Annotated in this window: 21 protein-coding genes; 10 read left to right on the top strand and 11 right to left on the bottom strand. The window is 58.5% G+C overall.

Annotated elements, in window-relative coordinates:
* Window positions 1-75 precede the first annotated feature (75 nt).
* From IVB47_RS18985 to IVB47_RS35550, 7 genes are all read right to left on the bottom strand, one after another.
* Entirely contained in the window at window positions 76-438 is a 363-nt protein-coding gene (locus IVB47_RS18985) for a hypothetical protein (RefSeq protein ID WP_247463281.1), read from the bottom strand.
* 382 nt (window positions 439-820) lie between these two features.
* The gene (locus IVB47_RS18980; RefSeq protein WP_247463279.1) at window positions 821-1048 is read right to left on the bottom strand and encodes a hypothetical protein; all 228 of its coding nucleotides are present in this window, start codon (window positions 1046-1048) and stop codon (window positions 821-823) included.
* 122 nt (window positions 1049-1170) lie between these two features.
* Entirely contained in the window at window positions 1171-1890 is a 720-nt protein-coding gene (locus IVB47_RS18975) for an SOS response-associated peptidase (RefSeq protein WP_247463277.1), read from the bottom strand.
* A 2-nt stretch (window positions 1891-1892) separates the two neighbouring features.
* Entirely contained in the window at window positions 1893-2372 is a 480-nt protein-coding gene (locus tag IVB47_RS18970; protein ID WP_247463275.1) for a hypothetical protein, read from the bottom strand.
* Between the two features lie 2616 nt (window positions 2373-4988).
* Window positions 4989-5132 carry a hypothetical protein gene (locus IVB47_RS18965; RefSeq protein ID WP_247463273.1) on the bottom strand — a complete coding sequence of 48 codons (144 nt, stop codon included), beginning with the start codon at window positions 5130-5132 and terminating at the stop codon, window positions 4989-4991.
* A gap of 789 nt (window positions 5133-5921) precedes the next feature.
* On the bottom strand, window positions 5922-6152 hold the full coding sequence (locus IVB47_RS18960) for a hypothetical protein (protein ID WP_247463271.1): 231 nt from the start codon (window positions 6150-6152) through the stop codon (window positions 5922-5924).
* A 787-nt stretch (window positions 6153-6939) separates the two neighbouring features.
* Window positions 6940-7155: a hypothetical protein gene (locus IVB47_RS35550; protein ID WP_346730802.1), complete on the bottom strand. Its 216-nt coding sequence runs from the start codon at window positions 7153-7155 to the stop codon at window positions 6940-6942.
* 386 nt (window positions 7156-7541) lie between these two features.
* On the opposite strand from IVB47_RS35550, the gene IVB47_RS18950 reads away from it, so the two are divergent.
* From IVB47_RS18950 to IVB47_RS18935, 3 genes are all read left to right on the top strand, one after another.
* Window positions 7542-8147: a chemotaxis protein CheB gene (locus tag IVB47_RS18950; protein ID WP_247463269.1), complete on the top strand. Its 606-nt coding sequence runs from the start codon at window positions 7542-7544 to the stop codon at window positions 8145-8147.
* Window positions 8148-10761: 2614 nt separating this feature from the next.
* A complete protein-coding gene (locus IVB47_RS18940) occupies window positions 10762-11238 on the top strand; it encodes a hypothetical protein (protein ID WP_247463266.1) in 477 nt (158 codons plus the stop codon).
* A 265-nt stretch (window positions 11239-11503) separates the two neighbouring features.
* The gene (locus IVB47_RS18935; RefSeq protein WP_247463264.1) at window positions 11504-11776 is read left to right on the top strand and encodes a hypothetical protein; all 273 of its coding nucleotides are present in this window, start codon (window positions 11504-11506) and stop codon (window positions 11774-11776) included.
* A 19-nt stretch (window positions 11777-11795) separates the two neighbouring features.
* On the opposite strand, the gene IVB47_RS18930 is transcribed toward IVB47_RS18935, so the two are convergent.
* The 3 genes from IVB47_RS18930 to IVB47_RS18920 form a co-directional block, all read right to left on the bottom strand.
* Entirely contained in the window at window positions 11796-12467 is a 672-nt protein-coding gene (locus IVB47_RS18930; protein WP_247463263.1) for a metallophosphoesterase family protein, read from the bottom strand.
* A 71-nt stretch (window positions 12468-12538) separates the two neighbouring features.
* The gene (locus IVB47_RS18925; protein WP_247463261.1) at window positions 12539-12910 is read right to left on the bottom strand and encodes a hypothetical protein; all 372 of its coding nucleotides are present in this window, start codon (window positions 12908-12910) and stop codon (window positions 12539-12541) included.
* A gap of 38 nt (window positions 12911-12948) precedes the next feature.
* Window positions 12949-13122, bottom strand: coding sequence for a hypothetical protein (locus tag IVB47_RS18920; RefSeq protein WP_247463259.1), 174 nt, complete (start codon window positions 13120-13122; stop codon window positions 12949-12951).
* A gap of 129 nt (window positions 13123-13251) precedes the next feature.
* On the opposite strand from IVB47_RS18920, the gene IVB47_RS18915 reads away from it, so the two are divergent.
* Window positions 13252-13488, top strand: coding sequence for a helix-turn-helix transcriptional regulator (locus IVB47_RS18915; protein ID WP_247463257.1), 237 nt, complete (start codon window positions 13252-13254; stop codon window positions 13486-13488).
* A 118-nt stretch (window positions 13489-13606) separates the two neighbouring features.
* Here the strand turns inward: IVB47_RS18915 and IVB47_RS18910 are convergent, their stop codons facing one another.
* Window positions 13607-14422 carry a hypothetical protein gene (locus IVB47_RS18910; protein WP_247463255.1) on the bottom strand — a complete coding sequence of 272 codons (816 nt, stop codon included), beginning with the start codon at window positions 14420-14422 and terminating at the stop codon, window positions 13607-13609.
* Between the two features lie 657 nt (window positions 14423-15079).
* Between IVB47_RS18910 and IVB47_RS18905 the strand changes: the two genes are divergently transcribed.
* The 6 genes from IVB47_RS18905 (at window position 15080) to IVB47_RS18880 (ending at window position 21241) form a co-directional block, all read left to right on the top strand.
* Window positions 15080-15673, top strand: coding sequence for a hypothetical protein (locus tag IVB47_RS18905; protein ID WP_247463253.1), 594 nt, complete (start codon window positions 15080-15082; stop codon window positions 15671-15673).
* Window positions 15674-15782: 109 nt separating this feature from the next.
* Window positions 15783-16106 carry a hypothetical protein gene (locus tag IVB47_RS18900; RefSeq protein ID WP_247463252.1) on the top strand — a complete coding sequence of 108 codons (324 nt, stop codon included), beginning with the start codon at window positions 15783-15785 and terminating at the stop codon, window positions 16104-16106.
* Window positions 16103-16699, top strand: coding sequence for a hypothetical protein (locus tag IVB47_RS18895; protein ID WP_247463250.1), 597 nt, complete (start codon window positions 16103-16105; stop codon window positions 16697-16699). Before IVB47_RS18900 ends, IVB47_RS18895 begins: the two co-directional genes overlap by 4 nt.
* 81 nt (window positions 16700-16780) lie before the next feature.
* Window positions 16781-18928, top strand: coding sequence for an AAA family ATPase (locus tag IVB47_RS18890; RefSeq protein ID WP_247463248.1), 2148 nt, complete (start codon window positions 16781-16783; stop codon window positions 18926-18928).
* Window positions 18925-20109 (top strand): hypothetical protein, encoded by a 1185-nt coding sequence (locus tag IVB47_RS18885; protein ID WP_247463247.1) that lies wholly within the window; start codon window positions 18925-18927, stop codon window positions 20107-20109. Before IVB47_RS18890 ends, IVB47_RS18885 begins: the two co-directional genes overlap by 4 nt.
* Window positions 20102-21241 carry a hypothetical protein gene (locus tag IVB47_RS18880; protein ID WP_247463245.1) on the top strand — a complete coding sequence of 380 codons (1140 nt, stop codon included), beginning with the start codon at window positions 20102-20104 and terminating at the stop codon, window positions 21239-21241. Before IVB47_RS18885 ends, IVB47_RS18880 begins: the two co-directional genes overlap by 8 nt.
* Window positions 21242-21416: the final 175 nt, after the last annotated feature.

Here is a 21416-nt window from a genome sequence, read left to right as displayed (position 1 = left end):
CGCAGATCGTGCAGCGGATGAAGTGGTCATGCTCGCTTTGCGGCGGAGGCCCTTCCGGCTTGCCCTGCCGGAACATCACGCGACTCCCCGTAACGGCAGCGCGAGCTGTACGTCAAAGCGCCTGGTGGCGTTGGCGCTGATGAAGCCCTGCAGGGCGGCCGAGACCTCGTCGTCGCTATCGGCCGCGCGCTGGGCCAGGACATCGGCGATGTCGGAGGTAGCGTCCCGCGACCACCCTTCACTCGCGTTGAAGCAAACTATCCGGACCGGGTAGGCGTATTGGCCAGAGAGGAGCCCTTGCAGCACAGCTTCGAGATCCGTGTCCTGTTCGTCGGTCTCCCGCCAGGCGCAGCCGGCGCGCGCGCCAAAGTCTTCAAGAACGATATAGATGTCGCGGTCGAGGCGGTCAGACGGCACTATCGACGGGGACTGACGCATACGCAACTCCACCAAAAGAACCGGGATTCAAGTTGATGGAGATCTATTCGTTCCTGGAACGCTGCACCTCCGACTCGATTAGTGTATGGAGGGAATGGTGTGGCGGAAGCGGACCGATTTAAGAGCAGGGCTGAGCAATGCCGACGGCTCGCTGCACAGGCCGACAACGACGCCGACAGAGAGGCTTGGCTCCGTCTCGCAGCCGAATGGGACAAACTAGCGGAAGACGCAGATAAGAAGCGCGGTATCTTTGACAGATACGATTAGGACTTCCGGGGAAGTGAACATCGGCCTCCGAGTATCGGCGCCATAAGGGTGGACGGCGGAAGACTATCCAACCCCCCTTCTAGCAGAAACCAGCCATCAGACATTTGCAGCTCCTCTAAGCAAAAGGAGGCACCTCCACCAAGGTGCCGATCAGTCGCAACAGAGCTTGCTGCTCTGGCCCTTTCACGTCGCGTAAAAACTCCCCTAGCTCAATGTGAGATAGACGTCCGCCAGACGGAGCATTGGGCTGATGAATAATGAAGGCGTGGCCATTCATCGGTTCGCGTCCGATGAACCAGGTGTCGCCGTTCGGGCTTCGATAGAGTTCTCTCCTGTCAGACATAGCTTCCCCCTCAGAGATGGAGTGCAGGACAGTGTGCGGGACACGTTCAGCAGCGCGCCAGGTACATGTCCAATATTACAAAAGCGGGCGAGTTCCATATCAGTCGCGTGGCTCAGCGCGTTTCATACTGCGACCTGGTCTTCCTTCAAGCCGCGTGTCACGATCCGTAGGGCCCCATCTGGAAGCGGCCGCTGTAGCTTGAGAGCCTCGTCCGGAGGAGCGGTCATCCAGGTCTCGACTTCCTCTGGCGTGGTGAGGATCACAGGCATCGCCTTCGGATGGATGGCGCTGACTTGGGCGTTAGGCTCCGTCGTCAGGAAGGCGTAGAGGTCGTTCGTAGTTTCACCTTCCTTGACCTTCCTGACCGACGTCCAATTGGTCCAGATGCCGGCGAAGCAGGTGAGGGGCCGGGTCTCGTCGAGCGCAAACCAGATATCCCCGCCCTCCGCCTTGTTGAACTCGCTGAAGCTGTTGAACGGCACCACACAGCGGTTCTCCGGACCGAGCCATCTCGTCCAATGTTTGCTCTTCACATTGCGGATGTTGGTCGTGCCGCCATCCGGCTCCATCCGAAGCAGCTCCTTGAAATCGACCGTCTTGCCTTTGGCCTGCAGCTTTTCGGCTCGTTTCTTGGTGGCGTCCATCAACGCTTTAGATGAGGACGGCATGCCCCACCGCGCCGTAACGAGCTCGCGGCCGTTAGCGCCGTTCCTGACGATAGGGGCCTTGTAATCGGGGAATACGCCCGGCATTGGCGCGAGGTTGCCGACGTAGCGATTGACAACGCGGAACAGCGCGCTGATCGCGGCTTGGTTGGTGGTGACGCTATAGAGATTGCACATCGTCAGCAGGCCTTCTTCGTGCGCCGTGATGGTGCAGCGGGTGGGGGGTCGCCGGCCGGGCGCAGACCGATCAGATGGGGCCGGCGCTTCTTGCCCAGGGTGCGCTGGCAGGGGCCGCAATAAAGAAAATCTCGCATCAGCGCTACGTTACGATCACGGGGCTGCACGACCAAGGAAAGGTCAATAATCTCGGTGTGCTTGCAATGCTCGCAGCGCACTTCGAGGAGCGGGAAGCCTCCTGCGATGGCCGCCTTGATCGTTGGCGAGGCGTGATCGAGCTCCCCAATGAATAGGGCCGTGTTCCAAGCCGCGCAATCGAGCGCATAGGCGGTGGCGCGCGCTGCGTCCGCAGCCGCATGGGCCGTAGCTGCCTGCTCAACGAGATTGGCGAAGGTAACTTCAGCCTTGTGCATCTCACGGGCGTAATATTTGCCGTCGCCGCCAGACATGGGTGGTGGCTTGATGATGCGGGCTGCGGACATGGCACGATGATCGCGCAGAAACGATGCTGATAGAAGCCGCTAGGGCTTGGGGCAGAACGTGTAGGGCAACCATGGCTTGGTCAACGCCAATGTTCGCCGATCTATCATGTCCTGAAGAATATAAACCAGACGACACCCATCAGTACGATGGCCAGCCCCAGACTTCCAGATAGGACCGCGAATATGCTGCGGCCGGGCTCGGCTTGTCTTGACTCAGTGGCGGTTTCGATTATGCGTCCCTTCTCACGACGAACCATCTCGCCATCTCCCGTTCTCAATTCTTCAAACCTACTCAGTCCTCGCGTGACGAGCCGGAGCGAGAAGGGCTGTTCTGCACTTCCGTGCGAGTTGCTTCCTTCGACGGCGAATTCTCAGACGTCTTTACCTGGTCGGCAGTTTGCGCGCGTTTTTTATCTGTCGGTTGTTCTTCGCCCCGGCCAGTCCTGGTGATTCCGTGATTGGAGTAGGCCATTCCTTGTTCCTGTCTCGTATTCAAGCAATACGCATTTCCTGCATAGAGCGGCAATCGAGCAGCTGGAGCTTTGTTCCAGTCTGCTTGCAGGAGAGAGATGGCGGTGGTCTAGCAGTCGCGACTAAAACAGTGGCAACTGAGCACGATACTGCCGTTGAATCGCCTTAGCCCGACAACACCACCGTGGTCAGGAAATAGACCGGGCGGATCGGGCCCACTCTCTCCGGGAATGTGGCGGCCACCGTTTTGCAATGGAAGCAAACAATAGCACTGAAGACGAACGCCAAATATGGTTACCGCCAACAGCGGCCAGCGCCCGAAGAGCGGATGATCTGCGAGGTCTCCGTTGGGCCAACACCGGTAGTCGAAGTAGGGACCTATGCCAAAAGCGAGTTGGCTTTCGCCTGGGCAGCTTTGTTCGAACCAGCCCCGCTTGATAATTTCGTGGCACGAGAAGCAACGGTTGATCGTTCGGTGCGTTGCTCAGCATGCAAACACCTGGCAAAACTACACCCAAGTCTGAGCAACTTCGAAATCTCGCAATTCTGGTCAGCGAGGCCGAGGCCGCTGCCGAGCTGAACCGGCTCGCGGAGGATCTGGAGACTAAAACACTTCAAGCAGAGGAACCGCGGCCGAGCGGCTAAACCGCCTACGCCGAATGCTTCCAGGGTAGCGCGGGGCTCTTCCTCGATCTCCTGCCGTGCGAAGTTGAGAACCCGCCGAGGGCGCGCATGTCAGTACTTGCTGCAACCGTGCAGCATGAAGCGGCCGCCCTCGCTTTGCGGCGTTGAAGCCCGCGATCTGGACCGGCTAGACGTACTGGCCGGAGAGCAGACTTTGCAGCACCACTTTGAGATCAGTGTCGGTTCATCCGTCTCCCGCCAGGCGCAGCCGGCACGCGCCCGAAATTCAAGGACCAGGCAGATGTCGGGGTCCAGGCGACGGGCCACCGCGATTCTCGAGGTCAGAGACGCTGCGGGTCGCGTGGTGCTTCGAATCTCCGCCGCGGTCGTGTTTGAGGTGTGCTAGCTAGCCTGCTGTGGAGAGCCGCACAACCCAAGGGGAACCAGACCCTGCGGCCGACATTGGATCCCATGGATGACAGAAAGTGGATCGCCATTATGGTCGCCTCGATGCTGGTCCTGGTCGCCGTTGCAGCACTCCTTCTTCAGCGGCCAGGCTTAGTGATCGACACCCACGCGGTGATGAGTCGGTAGCGTGGAGCGCTCGCTGCCCAGGAAAGGCGCGGCCTCGTGATTGTTTCCGGTCGAAACGCGCGGAGGCGCATGGGCATCATTCTGGCCTAGCTGGGGCTCTCGATCCTTCTCCTCACGATCGGGTGGCCGGCCCCGATGTTCTTCGGACGCGAACGAAGTTCTCGGTGCGGAGAAGTGGCTTCTTGGCCGGTCTTAGTCGATCGAGGCTAGCCCGAATGCGAAAAGTGCGGCGCCAACAACAATCAGCACGCTCAACGGCCCCCAAAGAAGCCAAGCGCCCAGAAGAGCGAGCGACAAACCCGACAGTAAGATCAACACCGATATTGAGTTTTGCATTTGCGGGGAGGCAGCCGAGGGTACCATATCAATCCCCTGGATGATTTGGCGTTCCATCGGGGCTAGTGGCGGTGCTCCCGTCTGAAGACCCCAGTCATCCGGGCGAGAACACGGGTCCAACTTGGCTTAGGAATGCGGACTGATTTCACCGAATGGTTTCGGCATGCCCCGCTATTACTTCGAGTTTTACGATGACAAGGGCGTAACGATTGACGACGAGGGGGACGAACTCCCCGGCCTGAATACTGCGCGCAGTGAGGCCCGCCGCACCGGGCGACGCTGCGCGAGACTTAACGGCGAAAGGCTAAGATGGTCTTATAAAGGTTGAGGTTCGCGATAAGGGCAGTGCCCTGGTGAGGGTTGCCCTCACTATCCTAACGACCGACCTCGTCGGTTAAGGCCGGCTCAGTCGGCGGACTCTCTGCCAGACATTCTCAGCGGATTCGTGATGTTACCGCTCTGGATGAACCCACTTACAGGGCCTGATTCCATGGCTTTCGGTCACCTTTATCATATGGGCTATGGGCCCGTTGCGACCCTTGCGGCACGACCGGCATTTGAGTGAGCCTCCAGCTTCCAGATCGGTGTTTCTCAGCCCTGCCCTTGTACTCCATTTGCCAGCTCACGTCCCTTGTAGAGCCGCTCGATATCGACGAACTGAATCGACGCGGTATCGGTTTGGATCATCGCGGTGGAGCGCAGGCCCTCAGGCAAATCTTCCATTACGAACCGCACGGCAGCCTCTAAGTCGCCGAAGCTTCGATCTTTCCCACCATGGAATAGAGGTCCCCGGTTGCACTAGCATCATCGCAGCCTCCGGGGTCCAAAACACTGTTACTGCCTCCGTCATGCTTCTCTCCGTTGCTCGTGCCGAGTGGGAGCGTATTCGCGATTTGGGGACGGCGTCGAGGAAGGCCCGACTTGCATTCTCCATCAGATGCCAACGGTCGGCGACCTGTACTGCGTGCGGCAGGGCTAGTAACTGCAGCGCGGGTTCCTAACGTCCGCAGCTGCCGCCGGTAACTCCATCTTTCGCATGATGGTGTGAGCCGGAACAAGTCAGTGCGATACGCTCCGCGGCTACGTCCAAGAGGCCGAGCTTTTCCAGGAACACGCCGGAACCGGCTTGCTTTGAGTTACCACCCTGGGCGAGCGCGAACAGCCAAGTTCAGGTCCGATGGCCGCGGGACGCGGACGGCGGATAGGCCGACCTTGTATCGGACTCGATTTGCTCCGCAGCCCGGTTCCAATATTCCTCTGCTCTTCCTTCTTGTCGCCCCTCCAAGTCCCAAAGGTGGTAGGCGCGCTCCCGGATGCGCCGTTCCAAATCGGCGGAATGACTCTCGTGCTCACTTTGGAAATCTGGCCCGTTAGCCATGTCATCTCCTCCTGTGTCTTGTTAGCTGGGTAGATAAGAAGCTTGGCGTATTCAGGACCAAATGAGCGGCCAACGCTTCGCCGACACGGCTGGGGGCCCGGATGGTAGCCGAGCCACGCAGTCTTTTTCCTTCAGCCCGTGAAATCCTAAGCGTATGGCGGCACGTTCACCAGGGTGCCTATTAGCCGCAAGAGGGCCTGGTGCTCGGGTCCTTTCGGCTCGCTTTGCAAGAAGTCGCGGAGTTCGATGTGGGTCACTCGACCGCCAGAAGGCGCGTTTGGCTGATGAATGATGAAAGCATAGCCATTCGCCGGCTCGCGCCCCAAATACCAGGCGTCTCCGTTGGCGCTGCGATAGAGCTCACGTCGTTCGCTCATCTAACGCTCCCTGCTCTTCCAAAACGATTCAATATCATCTGGCCACCTCGCAAGCCTCGCAGGTCGCGACCTCAAGTTGAGCTTCAATGTGCACACAGCCAGGCCTCGAGAGTCGTTCCTGTCAGATGGACGGCAGCCAGTTAAGGTAGCGTCACTTGCCCTTGGTATTCTTAATTTGCTGCACGTATTCATTTGCAAGATCAAGAAGGCGTTGAGCTGCACCCTGATCACCGATTTGGCGTGCAAGCCTTCGGCATTGCTCCACCTTCGCAGCCATCTGAAATCGTAGCTGCGCTTGGTCGTCGAACGTTTGAACCATGCTGGTGTATTACACCCGCGATGAGCATCCCGCACCCAGGTCCATGACCGTAATGCTACGGTGCAGCGTGCCCGCGTAAACGCCAGCGGCCACTTATTGAGGGGCGCGTCCCGAGAGGATCGGCCCATCGCCAAACGCGCGTCGGACAATGGGCCGCCCCGGGTGGATGGTGCGGACCTGGACAGATCCAGGTATCGCGCCACAGACCGATTTCTCAACTTCTCGGCTGGAGAGACGTTCCGGTCGGATGTCAAAGCCGAGGATGGCGTTAGACCGAGGCGGCCTTCCTCTTTTGTAGCGGGCGGGACGGCGTTAAGAAGCTGAGAGACGGCGCTGACAATCTGGCTGGGTGAGAATGGATTGGTGATCAAAACGCTGTGGGGTACGCCATTGCCGCCCAGTCGGCGGCAGCAGCACCCGTCACATAGATAACTGGCAACGTGGGATCGATCTCCCGCCCCGCTTTAGCTACCCCCAGCCGTCCATGTCGCCGAGCCCGTTGATGTCAGTGACCAAGGCCCGCCATGCGGCGGCGTTGCCATCCCCCTTCAGTATTGAGATTGCCTCAAGGGCATCAGCGGCAATGCCGACCTCGAATCCTGCGTCGACCAAAGCGTCCCGGATCATCGTTGCGATTAGATATTCGTCATCCACGACCAAAATGGCCGGCGCAAATTCCACCATCTGTCCGGCCCGCCATAATGCCGGATCAGCTACGCAACAAGCACACAAAAGTTCCTAAGTGCAAAAATGAACCGACCGAGCTTTTGGCCACATGCTCAATCACCTCGGGTGCCGGCGTAGGGCCATCAAGACGGTCTGGCAGAGAATAGGCACCCGCCTCAACAACCTGCCGAGCTTGTATCTCGGCGATTTGGGCATCTAGTATTTCCAGATGGCCTTGAGGCTGCGCTGCATCTGGTTTGACGAGGGTTTCGCAGTTTGCGCCGACGCGGCCTTCATATGGAGACTCAAGGGTGAGATCACTCGCTAGCGGGTCGGGGCCTAAGAGATTCATAAGCGAACTGAAAGGCTTTCGAACCTGATTGATTCGGCGGTAAGCTGGCCGGGTGACGCAACCGGCAATAGTAGACGAACAACAACTTTCCCCATTTATGGTGGCGATCGGCGCGTCAGGCGGCGAGGGTCTAGGGGACATCAAAGACCTCCTTGCTGCGCTCCCCGCTGACTTGCCCGCAGTCGTGCTGGTGGTGCTGCATCGTCCTAGTGATCAGATCAGCCGTCTGAAGGAAGTGCTCTCCCCAGGCTCGCAAATGCCGGTTCTCATTGCCGAGCAAGGCGATCGGTTCCGTGCTGGGCGGTGCTACATCGGCGAGCCTGATGCTCATCTCACGCTGGCGGCAAAAAGCGACGTGCGCCTGGTGGACGGTGCCGGTGATAGGCACCGCAATCGGACAATCGACATTCTCTTTGAGTCGATCGCTGCTCATGCCAAGGTGCGGGGGATCGGCGTCGTGCTGTCGGGCTTGCTCTCAGACGGATCGCGGGGGCTGGAAGCGATTGCACACGCTGGCGGAGTGACAATGGTGCTTACCAGGGACGGAGTGGCTGAGCCCGGAATGCCGCAGAGTGCAGTCGCCTATGACGGCCCAATCGATGTGCTTGGTTCGGCGGCAACGATTGCTCGTGAGATCATCCTGCGCGTGGGAGCTTAGCCCGAGATGCTCTGGGGCAATTAAGCAAATCCGATGGTTGGTTTACTCGCCCTGCTATTGCCGAGCGGGCTGGACTCGGGCTGCCTCGATCAGTCCGGATGGAAGGGCTTCAATGTCGAATCGCAAGCTTCGAGACAGACAGAAGTGGCGCCACGGTTCCGACAGGCGCCCACTTCAGCTATCGCCCACTTTCGTTCCGATTACGGAACTGAACCTACGTTTTCTCGTTTTGGAGTCGTCGTGAATGGCACAAGGAAGAGTCTCCATGTCTCAGCGGCGCCGCAGAGTGAAGCAGAACCGGTCCCTTGAAGAACGATTGGGCGAGCAAGCCAGCCAGCTCAAAGAACAAGCTGCGCGGCTACCAGCTGGTGCTGAGCGCGAACGCCTTCTCAGGAAGGCGCGCTTAGCTGACACCGGCGCGCATCTGAGCGAGTGGCTGGGCTCCCCCGGCCTTCTTCCCCCCAACGTAAGCCCCCACTCGATGAGCATACCGTTTAGACGTTCCTGCGACTTTCACTTTTGAGGCTCCCGGCGCTCCTTGAATGCACAATATGCTGGCAACCGGAACGGCGGTTTTACTGACTCTTTTCCGGCAGCTAGGCGAAAGCAAATTAGCGGTCTTCGTATCAATTGATACTGAGGGGGGGCTGCCCATCTGTACACTCCGCTCGTCGGGCCGTATGGCCGGGCTAAGCCAACGGCGCAGATTAAGAGGTGTGGCTATGGGCATGGAGCGAATGCGTTCGCCTAAGTATTGGTTTATGCGTGCGGAGGAGTTCCACACCAAAGCCGATAACTGCAAGTATCCCGAGTCCAGCAACTCGCTCCGTCAAGCTGCGCAGAACTATGAGGAGCTTGCGCGGCGAGCGCAGCAGATCCTCGATGCCGAACAACAAAGCGAGCGCCGCGGATTTGACGGTCGATAGGTTGCACAGGAATACGCGGACGATCGGCGCGCTAACCAGCCAGGCCCCCGAATAAACTGAGGCGGCAACAAGCCCTATTCTTTCCGGTTCTCACGCTGAGCCCTGATCTCTGCGCGAGCGGAAGCGCTCTCAAGGATCGAACGTCTCAGGTCGAGAATTGCCCGTTCGCTTTCCTCGGACAACGCACGCCGCTGCTCGCGGATGGCCCGGGATTCGTAGAAGACGCGCTCAATGCGCGCAGAAACGGAATCAGACATGTAGCGAGCATGGAGCCGCCTCAGCTGGGCGCCATTTAAGTAGGTTACCCCCCCAAAATTCTAAAATCGATTAACCCAGGTTAGTGAACAGCCGGATGCGCAGGGGGAGAAACCGCGCGGCATGTTCGTGTCACGCTGGCCGGTTAACGAGCGCTCGATCTCGCAAATTGAGGCGGCTTACCGCTGCTCAAATCCGGCCTGACGTCGGCCCCTCGGTTGCCGCATCCGGCCAAGCGAACATTCGTCCGGCCAACGACGTATTGAAGGCAACGACCCGGGCTGGATGACGTAAGACCGACTCAAAAGCTGTCCGCGTTCAATGAGAAATCCTGATGTCGGAAGTCGCCCACGCGCCGCCGCGATTCAGGATTCGGCTCTGTGCCGCGCATTTCCGCGCTTCCTCAAAGGAGAGAGAGATGATGCAGCAGTGTCGTCGATGCCAGCAGAACCTACCGCTGTCGAGCTTTGGTTATGGAGGACGCTCTCGCCCCCGAAAGTTCTGTCACGGCTGCTTCTCCGCAATAGTGAATGGCGAAGTGTTCACCATGAATCCGACCGAAGCCGCCACGTTCATGGCAAGGCTGGAAGCTGGCCAGTCGCTTCGAATGCTCACAGGTGGCGCCGGTGAGTCGCCAATTTGCTCGGCGGAGGCCTTTCGCAAGCACTGCGAACTGCATCCTGAATGGGGTGAGAAGGCCAGCCCTCTTGTCAAGATAAATGGCAAGTCTCGGGTTCTTGAGGGGGTGTACAATCGCACCGTGGCCAGCCGCACGGCCTGTAATCGAGGGCACCCATTGTCCGCCGAAGTCGCTGTAAGAATGCATGCTGAGCGGAAATGGGATCATAAATGGTGCGATACATGCGTACGTAGCTGGAACGGCGTCGGCCGATATCTGACGGAGGATACGACTATCACCGAGCCTCCCAAAATCGAGGCCCGTCTAAAACTCTCCAAGGGGTCAGTGCACCTCACGCCGGATGACGTAGCCCTGACCGAAAAGTGGGCTCAACCTGGGTGCCTCGTTGAGAAAACTGCTTAGTGAGTATGACACGATCAGGTTGAGACTGTATCGAAAGAGCAATCCATCTTGGGAGGCTAAGTTCAAGCCCGTCATCACGAGAAATTCCAGGCTCGCAACGGCGGCGGGATCTCGAGGATATCAATCCCATTGCAAATACGGACACGCCCTCACAGGCGACAATGTCAAAGTCGACTCGAGGAATGGCACACGTGCCTGTATTACTTGCAGGCGAGCCTTTACCGGAGCCCCAGCGACGGAGAAGGTCATTAGAAACGTCGAGTGCGGTCTCTTAACGGGAATGAGCTTTAAGCAACTCACAACTCCGGCTGCTGGCCATCGATCGACTCTCTCTTTCTTGCAAATGCGGACACTTAGGTTGACACAGCCAGATGTTAATAGGCGCTGGGCCATGGCGGCACGCAATCCAGTCACCGTCCGAAGCTTCAGCAGCGTCCATTCGATAGCGCCTATACGTGGGTTGCCGGTCGAAATCTCATCTGACTTCGTGCGCAATGATATTCCCCTCTATGTGCCGCAGGATGGTGATTACGAGTGGTTGTTCAACCTCACGCCGCGCTATCTTCAGAAAAGCGCTCGCGAAGATATCGTAGGTGATCTTTGGATCGAACTTTCCGAGCGCCGCGTCGATCGTGCGGGCGTCCCCGCTTGTGCAAAGCGCATGATAGCGGCCTACAACAAAGAAAATCCCATGAAGGCGTATGGCGATATTCGCGCTCCACTGCCTCTCGACGCCCCAGCCTATCTCGATGGAACCATGTCGCGCGTCGAGATTGTCTCCGAGGGTTTAGTTTTGTTCACATTTGTTTACATGCACCTTGTCATTACTTGTCCTCTCGCTCCTCGCGCGCGCGCGCGTACGGCTTGACCAGCAACGGCTTCATTCGTGACCATGGCGAGATTGATGCCGTCGCGCGCTGGTGCCGAGAGGCCGGCGTCTTGAGACAAGATGAAGTCGTCATTGATAAAAAGCGGCGAGCACCAAGGTTAGCCCATGGGCTTACGCAAAAGACCTCCGTTGGGTGCCCGTGCGACTACCAAGGATTTCAACGGCAGTGGCGTCAGACTTTGCGACATTTCATCACTTTCAACGATACACCGGCGACTACAACGTTACCGAAGGAGTTTCCCCAATGATCAGGCGGGACTATGAAATCGCGGCCGGATGGCCGGGCGAACTTGAATACGGCGGCGGTGGCTTCGTTTCGGCGATAGACGGGAAGTCAATCAGCGTTGCCCAGCCGAATGAAGAAGTGCGGCAGCATTTACAGGGCTACGGACTTCGCTGGCGTACAATTGTCGAGCACAACGGTCAGTTGATCTTCTTTGAGCCTTGCGCCATCAAAAATCCGATGTGGGGCGAGCCAAAACGCCTGTTGTTCGATCATGACGAGGGCGAAGTTTAAGGGCCCGAGCGCACACTTCTCAGTTGCGGATTGGGCTGGTAGAAAAGAACCTAAGGGGAGCTGCCACGTGAGCGTCAAAGGCTGCGGCGGTGAGATCGCGGCCATAAACGGCGCCGGTATCGATATTGAGCCTGTTAATGCGCTGATCTGGATTGCCGCTGGGGATCGGCGTGTGACCGTGCACGATCAGCCGCCCGAAATCCTTGTCACTTGAGAGGAATGGTTCTCGGATCCAAAGGAGATCGCGCCGCCGTTGCAGATCTAACGGTTTGTCTGGGTGCACACCGGCGTGGACGAAGAATCTCATTCCGTCGTCATGGTAGAGGGGGAGCGAACGAATCCAGTCTATATGCTTGAGGGGAACGTATCTTGGGGTCTTTGCTTTGTAGCTCTCTAGAGTGGATTGAGCTCCGTTCTGACGCCAGTTGAGTTCTGCGTCTTCACCCTCGAGCGCGGCAAGGAGTAGATCCTCGTGATTGCCGCGCAGGCAGATGATCTCGTCCGGCGACCATTTTTGGAGGTCCATTAGGAATTCGATGACCCCGCGGCTATCGGGCCCCCGATCGATGTAGTCTCCCAGGAAGATAAGCTTAGACCGTCCTTCGCCCGCGTCGCGCTCGCAGAGCTCGACAAGGCGCTCCAGTTGGTCAAGACATCCGTGCACGTCGCCCACCGCGTGGGTTTTGCTCAAGTCCGAACCTAATGGCCTGAAGTTTCGATATGTTAGGTGATGCCTCTAATGCTACTAAACCGCCATTGCAACTATCCGAATAGCCATGACGATGGCGTGGCAATCGGGCGCTGATCGTGGAGCAGGATTGCGCCCTTGATGATGCGGACGAGGGTCCAGATCGTCCACCACAATATGATGAAGGCGCCGATGAAGAAATAGAGCAGGGCGAAGCCGACGATGAAGTAAAGGAGTCCGATCCAGAAGGTGCGGATTTGGAACTGGAAATGGCTGCGCCACAGGTCGCTGCCCGTAGATGCCTTTACGTACGCGATGATTAGGCCGATGACGGTAGTGATAACCGTAAAGAAGCCCAACGCGTAAAGAGCGTAGACGGCCAACGCGTAGCCCCGGTCGTTGGCTGGCGGCGGGGCTTGGGTCGTAGGTTCGGCCGAAATAGTCATTCTTATAGCCCTAATTTTGATGCCGGCGATTGCTGGCTCTATTTGTGCTTTTGCTGCTCGACCAAGACGAGGTAACCCCCCGCCGCGGTGATCAGCGCGGCCATGATGATGATTGGGGTCGGGCCTTGCGCGCCGTAGCCAAGGATCCAGAGCAGTACCGCGCCTCCGACCAGTAGGCACCAGGGCCACCAATCTCCCATTCGATTGTTCATTCGCTGCCTCAGGATGTAAGGTTGGATAGCTGGGATTCAGCCAAGGCTTCGGTTAGTTGCGTCTTCAATACCTATTTTTTAGGTATCTGAAAAGTCGGTTTATGTCTCTAGCCCCCTCTGGGAGGCTGGATGCCAAAGACGGTCGCGTCACCGATTCAGAAGAAGCTCGCCGCGATGCTGGTCGGGTTCAGGAAGGATGCTGGCCTGCGCCAAGTCGACCTCGCGGAGAAGCTTGGGGTGTATCAAAGCTGGGTGACGCACATGGAGTCCGGTCAGCGCCGGATCGATGTGGTGGAGCTCATTGAATTGAGCCGGATCATTGGTTTTGATCCAGCTGAGGTCGTGAGAAAGCTGAACAAGCGCTGATTGCTTCGTCGAGGCAGGAGGAAGAAGAGAGCCCCTTTCGGGGCTCTTTTGAGCTTCGCACATTACGGTATCCGCGGGCTACGCCCCGTTTTCGAAAGCCCCCCACGTGACGGTACCCCTAGCCGCTGCTCTGGGGCGCACGAAGCTTGATGCTTGTTTCAAACGGCGCGAAAGAATGTTGCGAGCGTCTCCGTTGGGGTGGGAGAGAGTCATGACGCTCAGTCTGAAGAAGGCTACAGCACAAACCGGTAGTTTTGTCTGGGCGTAGGCGGACGAAGACCGGATGACGGAATTGGCCGTTTGGCGTGAATTGCATGCAGCTGACTTCGATCACCTGGCCGACCAGCCGATCAGCTTTTGCCTCGGCCCATAGTGCTTCGCGCTCGGCGTCCGTGAAGCCTGCCCCTACGTTTCCCATCGCGGTCGTGAGATAGCCCAACCGGCCGCGATGCTTGCCCCCGCCTTCACAAAACCCGGCGATTGTGACGTCGTGCGTCTCCTCCGGTTTGACCTTGAGCCAACGATCGCCCTGGCGCAGGATCAGGCCCTCGTAGCCGAGTTCGTTGGCGCGCTGGAGCTGCGCGTGGATATGGGCAGGAGTGGGGTTGGTCAGACTGCCCCAATGAAGACGGTGATCGAGCGGGTCGAGGCCGTAGACGTGTTGTGGGAGGACGGCCGGCTCGCCTCCCTTGAGAGACCTCGTCCGCGTTGCCCGAATGGTGTCGCGGAAGGTGCCGACGAATATCTCGCAGTCGCGAACGCTTCCAGCCGCGGGCGGCGGAATATTGTAGAGCGGCTTGTGAGCGCGGCTCAGCCAGCCCCGATCCGGGTGAAAGATTGCCCGGACGCCATCGATCTTGAGGCTGATCAGCCAGTCACCCGTCAGGTTCTTGCCACTCCACGAACGGGGGCGAGTGATCTCAGTGTTCGGCATTTGTTTGGGTCTCTCCAGCAAGTGCAGCCGGGGCCTAGCTCGAGGTCCGCAGACTTCCCCACCATCCGCGGCGGCCGGCTAAAATGAAGCTTCAGTCACTGCATTCAGATGTTTACCGTCTGGGCCGGTGAGCTTCCTTTGGGGATCTCGCCAAATACTGGGGAGCGGCAAAAGAGCCCCCAATTTGGGGGCTCTTGGATTTCGCACCTTGCAAGTCATGGCTACGGAACGTTTCGCAATGTCCCTCACGTGCCGGTACCCCTCGTCGCTGCCCTGGGAAGGTTCGCACGAAATCGCGTTGCGGAATTCAACTGGCGCCTCGGGATCTTTACCGTTTGCGCGGCGAAGCCCCGCGATGAGGGCGAGCTGCTTGCTTCGGAGCCGGCTTCGCAGCTTGGACTCGACCGCGCGAGGTGGAGGACAGCGCGTTCCGAAGCCGGTTGCCGGTAACACCAGGTCTACATGTCGGCGAAAAGCCGGCGTCTCCTACAAAATCTAGACGTATACGGGAGGCGAATGACGATGCTCTCTGAGTGCATACGTTAAGCGCCTGAAAAACCCTATATATATGGTGAGAATGTTTCTTGCCGATTTCGCGGCGGGTTCCTCACATGAAGGGGAGCCAGAGTGGTTCCCTCTTTAATCGGAGAACCACCAGTGTTCAATACACGTAGAGACCACGATAACCCGGCCAGTTGGGCCTACTATTTGCGGCAGCAAGAGCTCGCCCTCGCCGGCGAAATCAACATCCGCGAAATCACGACGGCAGTGGTCGGTGACGATTGCTCGTACGTCGAGCATGACAACGTCAAATGTTCGACCGTGGTGGAGGCGCTCAGCGCGTCGCCCTTCCCTCAACTAGCGGACGAGGTCGTCAGTTTTTTTGCCTCGAATTTTTGTGTTCACTATTTGATTCCGGTCGCTGATCCGCATTCAACTGGCCCCACCTGGCCATCCATTCTCGTTCCGTCGGAGGATGACCCGGTACATTGTTGCTTTACCGACGAAGAGCAGGACCGGATGCTCGAAATCCTTCGCGAGTGGCGCAGAACCGTTGATATTTATGCGTCCACGATTCCCTGCAGCCGCCTCGGCTGGATTGGTGGAGTCGCGATATCGAACCCTGATAGTCCCGATGAAATAAGCATGCGTTGGCCGTGGCTCCATCGTCCGTACGGTTTGGAAGGCCGGCCGGGTGACCGTCGATTGTTCGAGCTCTTTGAAGTCTCCGTCGATCGGCGCCGATACTGATCATCCCTTGGATCGCAACAGATGCGCAGCGCACCTGCCTCCCGGCTTGCGCTGCGCCGGAAGATCAACGCCGGGCAACGGCCCGTGCATCAACTAGCAGGACACCCAAATGTATAATCCCTCTTCTGACGATGCCGAAAATCGGATCACACTATTGAATATCTATGATCGTAACGAGCGTGCTCGCGCTATCGTCAATTACGGTTTGATGCACGAGCCGGACCTCGCCGATGTCGTCGCTGTCGCGGCCGCAGGCCCTGGCGAGTATTCGATGCAGTTGAGCGCGCTGACTGGTCACGCCGATGAAGCTGTTGATCGGCCGGACTTGTCGAAGCCGGTTGCGCCTCCGCTAGCGGCCGAAGCATATCGGTCACGTCCGATGAGTTACGAGGAGCAGTCGGCCACGAACCCTTTCTTTCGAGGCAAGCTGTGATCGATTTGCGCCATGATCAAACATTGCTGACGGTCCCCCAGGACCGTCAGCTGTCCAACGAGCAGGGCTCCTCGACCCGCGTCGTCGCCTTGAAGAGCGAGATCGATTACACCGATCCTGCTGCCGTTCGAGATCTGATCTGCCGGACGCACCCCTTTGGAGAACTTCTGCGATATGAGGGCATCGTCGAAGCCTGCCGCCTCGGCCAGGGCCGCGAGCTGGTGGAGCTCTCGACCCCTCCGAGCTTTCCCGAGCCCGACGAGGTCTCTTTGTCGGAGGTGGTTGATCCGCCGGTCGACTGGATCATGAGTTTCGAAAATCTCGAGCGCAGAGCGTTCGTCATTTTGAAGACCGCTTTCTTCGGAGTCGACGAGCAACACAAACAGGCGATCTTGTCCGTGAAAGATGCTGGCATTGTTGGGCACTTGGCTCAAGCAAACTTGGATCCGCCAATGAAGCCAAAACGCCACCGGCGACCCCGGCGGCGGAGCCAGCAATCAAAGTTGATGGGCCGCAAGTTGAGCGCTGGGCGGTCAAGGCCGCTTTCGGGACAATCGTGCATGCCCGACTTGTTCAAGACCTTCAAAGGTTGAATGCGCGAGAGGCCCGGTTCAGCTATGAGCCGGGCCCTTATCATGTCCTGCCGGACGAATTCGTAAGTGAAGAAAAACTCCATGTCCACGCTGCATACAACAGAGCTCGGGAAGCCCGAGCGCGGGCACGCTCCTCAGACAACCAACGCCGCACTTATCCGCCGTTACCGGCCTGAGACCTTCGACGCGGTGAAAGGCCAGAGCGTTCCTGTCGACTATCTTTCCGGCCTAATATTGCGCGGGCCAGTTTGCCGCAATCTTCTGCTTCACGGCAGCATCGGGTCCGGCAAAACGACGCTGGCGCGCATCTTCGCAAAGGCGCTGAACTGCCAGAAGCGCTCGTCGCAAAATCCTTCACCGTGCCTTAGCTGCGCCTCTTGCAAGGCAATTGACGAAGGCGATGAGACGCGGTTTGCCGAGATCGATGCACCACGCTATCGGAGCGTCGAGGATTTAAAGTCGCGGATCGCGCAACTTCTTCAGAGCGAGCGAGACCGTGGCGTGCGACGGGTCATTTTCATCGACGAGGCGCATAGTCTTTCGAACCCCAAGTTTCGCGACGGATTCGATTTTCTGCTCAAGCAGATCGAGGAATCTCCGCCCGATGTTGCATATTGCCTCGCGACGACTGCACCGGAAAGCATTCCCGGGGCGCTGAAGTCTCGGCTTGTATCGCTTCGCCTCCGCCCGCTGCCGATCGAGGAGAGCATCGATTACCTTGCCGAGATCGCCAAGCAGGAGGGTATCTTGGTCGCGGCAGAGGCGCTCGCGCTGATTGCCGGCTTCGGCGATGGTCAGCCACGCAACATGCTGCAAGCCCTTGATCAGGTCAGCGATGGGGGCGCCGGTGGCCGGTTGGAGGTGACGCGCGAACGCGTCATCGACATGTTCGGTGTCAGCCGGACCGAACTTCTGTGCGAGTATTTTATCGCGTTGGGGGAAGGGGACTTCGCCCGCCAAACCACTGTATTTTTTGGCTGGACCGAAGGCGTGCAACTGAAGGTACGTCTGATCCAAAGCTTTTTGCTCAGCCTGTATTATAACGAGCTGTGCTCCCTCAAGATCACGCTGGATCCCCTAGTCGCATCCATCCGGCCGGACGAGCGCGCCCCGATCATTACTGCATTTCGTCAGCGTCTGCCGGGTACCGACCTGAAGCATTTTTGGGAGGACTTGATGGCGGCGCTGCCGGTCGCGACGCCGGCGATTAGCGATGAAGCGCTGCTCGCGCATGTGATCGGCTTCCAGCGTCGCGCCTGCAGGTCGGAAGCAGCGCCGAGACCGGTCACCGCGCCCGATAGGATTCTCGAGGGTGCCGAGCAACGGGCCGTTCGTGCCAAACGCACACGTGTCGGGAATCCGGTAGCGCGCCTCGTACGAGTCCCCAAGTTGAAGCGCGACCCGAACTATTTGAGCATGGACAACGTTGCGCAGCTGATCCGGGCGGCTTCATTCGCGGTGCAAGAGTACGGCATTCATTTCAACGCGATGATCAGCATCCGTCATGGAGCTTTCGGGGCCACCAATCAGGACGAGGCGGCCGAGCATTTCGCGCAGTTCAGCAAGGCTCTGGATAGCCGATTGAAGGCGTGGACCGGCAGTGGCCATCGGATCTGCGTCCAGGAAGTGAATGAGGCCGAGGGTTTTTGCGGCCGTATCGTTGCACATGTGCCGAATGATGCTCGCTTCGCGCGATGGTCGGAGCGATGGGTGTACGAAGCTCGGGGCGTGGCGCAGGACGCTAGTGCGATTCGCGTAGAATTTGTCTCGCCTGGAAAGAGGTTGGACGAGCATTGGCGTTGCGTTCGCTGGTTGTGCGGCGGTCTCGATCCTCGCGAGCGTTTATTGGATCGGTTGGGTATCGAACCTGAGTTCCGGCGCATGGCAGGCGATATCGGTCAGCGTACAAGGATGCCGATATCCGACTCGCTGAAATCCGCGGGAATTATGAGAGCCGAAGAGGCGCTCGGGCTCGGCGTCTTGTCAGCCTTGGACGATGAAGCGTTCGACCGGCTGTATGACGGCTGGGAATTGGAGGAGCATTTGAGCCGTCAAGCGCATAGGCGGCTACGAGAGGCAGCCGTTGATGAGGTACGACGCCGCTATGAACCGGCCGACAGTCCAGAAAAGCGAGCCGCCCTGGACGCGGAGCTGGCGGAGTTGAAGACCAGTTGGCCGGACAAGTACGCACGTGAGCGGTCATGGCAGCTCTGGGAGCACGAACAGTGATTGCCGATAAGGTCAGCGACATCGAATTCCAAGAGCGTGAGGTTATTCACCGCGACCAGTTTTTGTACGTCTACGGCAGGAAATCCGGTCTGCTTCGTTCGGCGGTCAGAGCCCAGGTCGAGACGTTTGCCAAGCGGGCAGGATGGGAACCCGTAAGCGTGATGGCTGGCGGGACGTTGCGGGAACAGATGAGGGCGCCGTCCTTGCTCGGTGAGATGTTCGTCGTCTGCGATGCGGCAGAGTTTAGTTTAGCGGATTTGCAGGGAAGCCTCATCGATATCGTGGACGGCGGGGCAAGCAACCATATGCTGCTGATGGTTGCCGACGGCAGTGAGCTTCTCGAAGAGGAAGAATGGATCCGCGCCAAAGATGCCTTCGGTCTCATCGAAGAGCCACTGGTTACGATCGACAACTACCGATCCATTACCCGTTTCTTGCTGAGACGAAGCGATCTGGCAACCGTCCAGCACTTGGGAGATGACCCCCGGTTCTTAGGAAGAGTGAAAGCGTTTGTCCAGGATAGCCGGTCGAGCTCCCCGCGATCGCTGGCCATGGAAATCGATCGCATCATCCTGACCGAGATGAAAAATGGCGCGTTCGAGCAAGAGACGCGTCTAATCGAGCGGCGCGAACGGCGAGTGCTTTCCGAAGGACTGAACCAGTTCTTGGACGACCGCCGGACCGGTACCTTGTACCCGCTCTTGCAGTTTCTCAGTAACGCGTGCCTGTCCGGCGATAGCGCTGCGGGTATACTCGAGCGATTGTATCGCGCGTCAGCGAACGTCGTGGCCGGGCGAGACCAGCGTTACAAGCGGAACAGAGAAGGTAATCCGGCCGTCTTGCCATACTTGGCGTGGGGCATTCTGCTGCTTGAATATGAGTCAAGTCTGATGGAAGGCAATTTCATGGTGGCCTTCGAACATCTGTGCCAAGCCTATCATGGGGCGGCCGGCCGGGTGGAGGAGTGGTTTGTCGATGAAACGAATTGGCAAGCCGTCTTGCTCCGAATTTTAGGCGAACCAGCTCAGGAGATCACCGGCCTCGGCCAAGCGAGAGCAACGCTTTGTTCCGCATTGAACGCGCGGTCCCGTGCTCTATTAGACCGATTGCAGTTGCGTGAGGCGACATCGGCCCGCTTTCACGAATTGGTCGGGAAGAGCGCGGTGCCCGCGAATGAGTGAGAGTCATCATGAAGGCGGAGAGCTGCATAAACGAGGGAACATTATGGGCTTCGACCGCATCGTTGGACAAGACCTGCTTGTCGAAGCGTTGAGAGGCCATTTATCGGGCGGGACAAGTGTTGGCCGTCACCTCGCCTTCTTTGGCGGGCCCGGCAGTGGGAAGAAGACGATCGCGAAGCTGTACTCGCAGGCCTTGATTTGTGACTCGCCCATGGCAGATGGATCGCCCTGCGGAGTTTGCGTCGAGTGTGACGGCGTTCGAAGTGGAGGGAACTGGGCTTATGTCCAGATTGACGCATCGAAGCAGGGAGATGAAGAAACAGCGCGGACGCTCGTTGAACGTGATGGGACGTTGAATACTGCCGGAGTCCGGATCGTATTGATCGATCATGCCGAGCGGCTCCAGGCGCCCGCGGCGGATGCGGCATTGAAGACGCTGGAGCGAGAGACGCAGACGATCTTCATTTTCCTCGTCAGCGATGAACAGAGATTCTCCGGAGCATTGCGGTCTCGATGCAACGTCTTCCGAATGCGACCCATGGAAGCCCGAGAGATCGTCGGTCACTTGGCAGCAGCCTGCGCGCGTGACTCGATCGAACATGAAGTTGCGGCTCTGGATGTGATCGCTCAAGCAGCCAGAGGTACGTACGGAACCTCGCTGAGAATGCTCGCCGCGGTCTCAGGCCGAGGCCCATTGACCCTGACCAACGCCTTAACGGAGCTCGGCTTGGCATGGGGGCCTGCCGCATCGCACTGCTATCGCGCCCTGCTGGCAGAGCAACTCGATGAAGCGCTCAGTGCGTTTGAGAGCATTGGCCCGGACCAGCCAGCCGGTATCCGAGCAATGCAGGCAGCGTCGCTGGAGCTGGAATTGCGCCATGAACTTGGGAGCAACGGCGTGTCTGCGATCAGTCCAGCCTTGGCCGCGCTTTCTTTGAGCGATTGGGCCCAGGTGGAGGCAGACCTGGAGCGGGCTCGCCGACGCTACGAAGTGGATATCGGCAGCCTAGTCCGCGATGCGGCGCAGTTTTGGCGGGACGTCCGGCCGGGCGTCCCGATCGCCCTGATATTTCGTCGTTTCTTCGAACGGCTGCGGGGAAGGGTCGAGCAGAGGTGTAGTGCGGCGCTCTGAACCGGCGCTGGTTCAGTCAGCAATTTGACGTGCTTTAAGGCGGTCATGGACGAAACTAGCGACATAGCTCTAAAAACTGGCGACATGGCATCGTCAATCCGTTGATCTGTCATCGGGTGGGTAGCCATGTTCCTTACATTTGGTCCTGGCAGGCAGAGGCGGGAAGGGAAGGGGG

Origin of the sequence: Bradyrhizobium sp. 62 (genome assembly GCF_023073035.1) — a bacterium.
Classification (GTDB): domain Bacteria; phylum Pseudomonadota; class Alphaproteobacteria; order Rhizobiales; family Xanthobacteraceae; genus Bradyrhizobium.
The sequence above is the reverse complement of the archived record's forward strand: the minus strand, read 5'-3'. Positions and strand labels throughout refer to the sequence as shown.

Bases quoted from the DNA above. Each gene is read 5' to 3' on its own strand.
- IVB47_RS18985 (WP_247463281.1), bottom strand. From the start codon at position 438: ATGCGTCAGTCCCCGTCGATAGTGCCGTCTGACCGCCTCGACCGCGAC.
- IVB47_RS18980 (WP_247463279.1), bottom strand. From the start codon at position 1,048: ATGTCTGACAGGAGAGAACTCTATCGAAGCCCGAACGGCGACACCTGG.
- IVB47_RS18975 (WP_247463277.1), bottom strand. From the start codon at position 1,890: ATGTGCAATCTCTATAGCGTCACCACCAACCAAGCCGCGATCAGCGCG.
- IVB47_RS18970 (WP_247463275.1), bottom strand. From the start codon at position 2,372: ATGTCCGCAGCCCGCATCATCAAGCCACCACCCATGTCTGGCGGCGAC.
- IVB47_RS18960 (WP_247463271.1), bottom strand. From the start codon at position 6,152: ATGAGCGAACGACGTGAGCTCTATCGCAGCGCCAACGGAGACGCCTGG.
- IVB47_RS35550 (WP_346730802.1), bottom strand. From the start codon at position 7,155: ATGGTGGAATTTGCGCCGGCCATTTTGGTCGTGGATGACGAATATCTA.
- IVB47_RS18940 (WP_247463266.1), top strand. From the start codon at position 10,762: ATGGCGGCACGCAATCCAGTCACCGTCCGAAGCTTCAGCAGCGTCCAT.
- IVB47_RS18935 (WP_247463264.1), top strand. From the start codon at position 11,504: ATGATCAGGCGGGACTATGAAATCGCGGCCGGATGGCCGGGCGAACTT.
- IVB47_RS18925 (WP_247463261.1), bottom strand. From the start codon at position 12,910: ATGACTATTTCGGCCGAACCTACGACCCAAGCCCCGCCGCCAGCCAAC.
- IVB47_RS18920 (WP_247463259.1), bottom strand. From the start codon at position 13,122: ATGAACAATCGAATGGGAGATTGGTGGCCCTGGTGCCTACTGGTCGGA.
- IVB47_RS18915 (WP_247463257.1), top strand. From the start codon at position 13,252: ATGCCAAAGACGGTCGCGTCACCGATTCAGAAGAAGCTCGCCGCGATG.
- IVB47_RS18910 (WP_247463255.1), bottom strand. From the start codon at position 14,422: ATGCCGAACACTGAGATCACTCGCCCCCGTTCGTGGAGTGGCAAGAAC.
- IVB47_RS18900 (WP_247463252.1), top strand. From the start codon at position 15,783: ATGTATAATCCCTCTTCTGACGATGCCGAAAATCGGATCACACTATTG.
- IVB47_RS18890 (WP_247463248.1), top strand. From the start codon at position 16,781: ATGTCCACGCTGCATACAACAGAGCTCGGGAAGCCCGAGCGCGGGCAC.
- IVB47_RS18880 (WP_247463245.1), top strand. From the start codon at position 20,102: ATGAGTGAGAGTCATCATGAAGGCGGAGAGCTGCATAAACGAGGGAAC.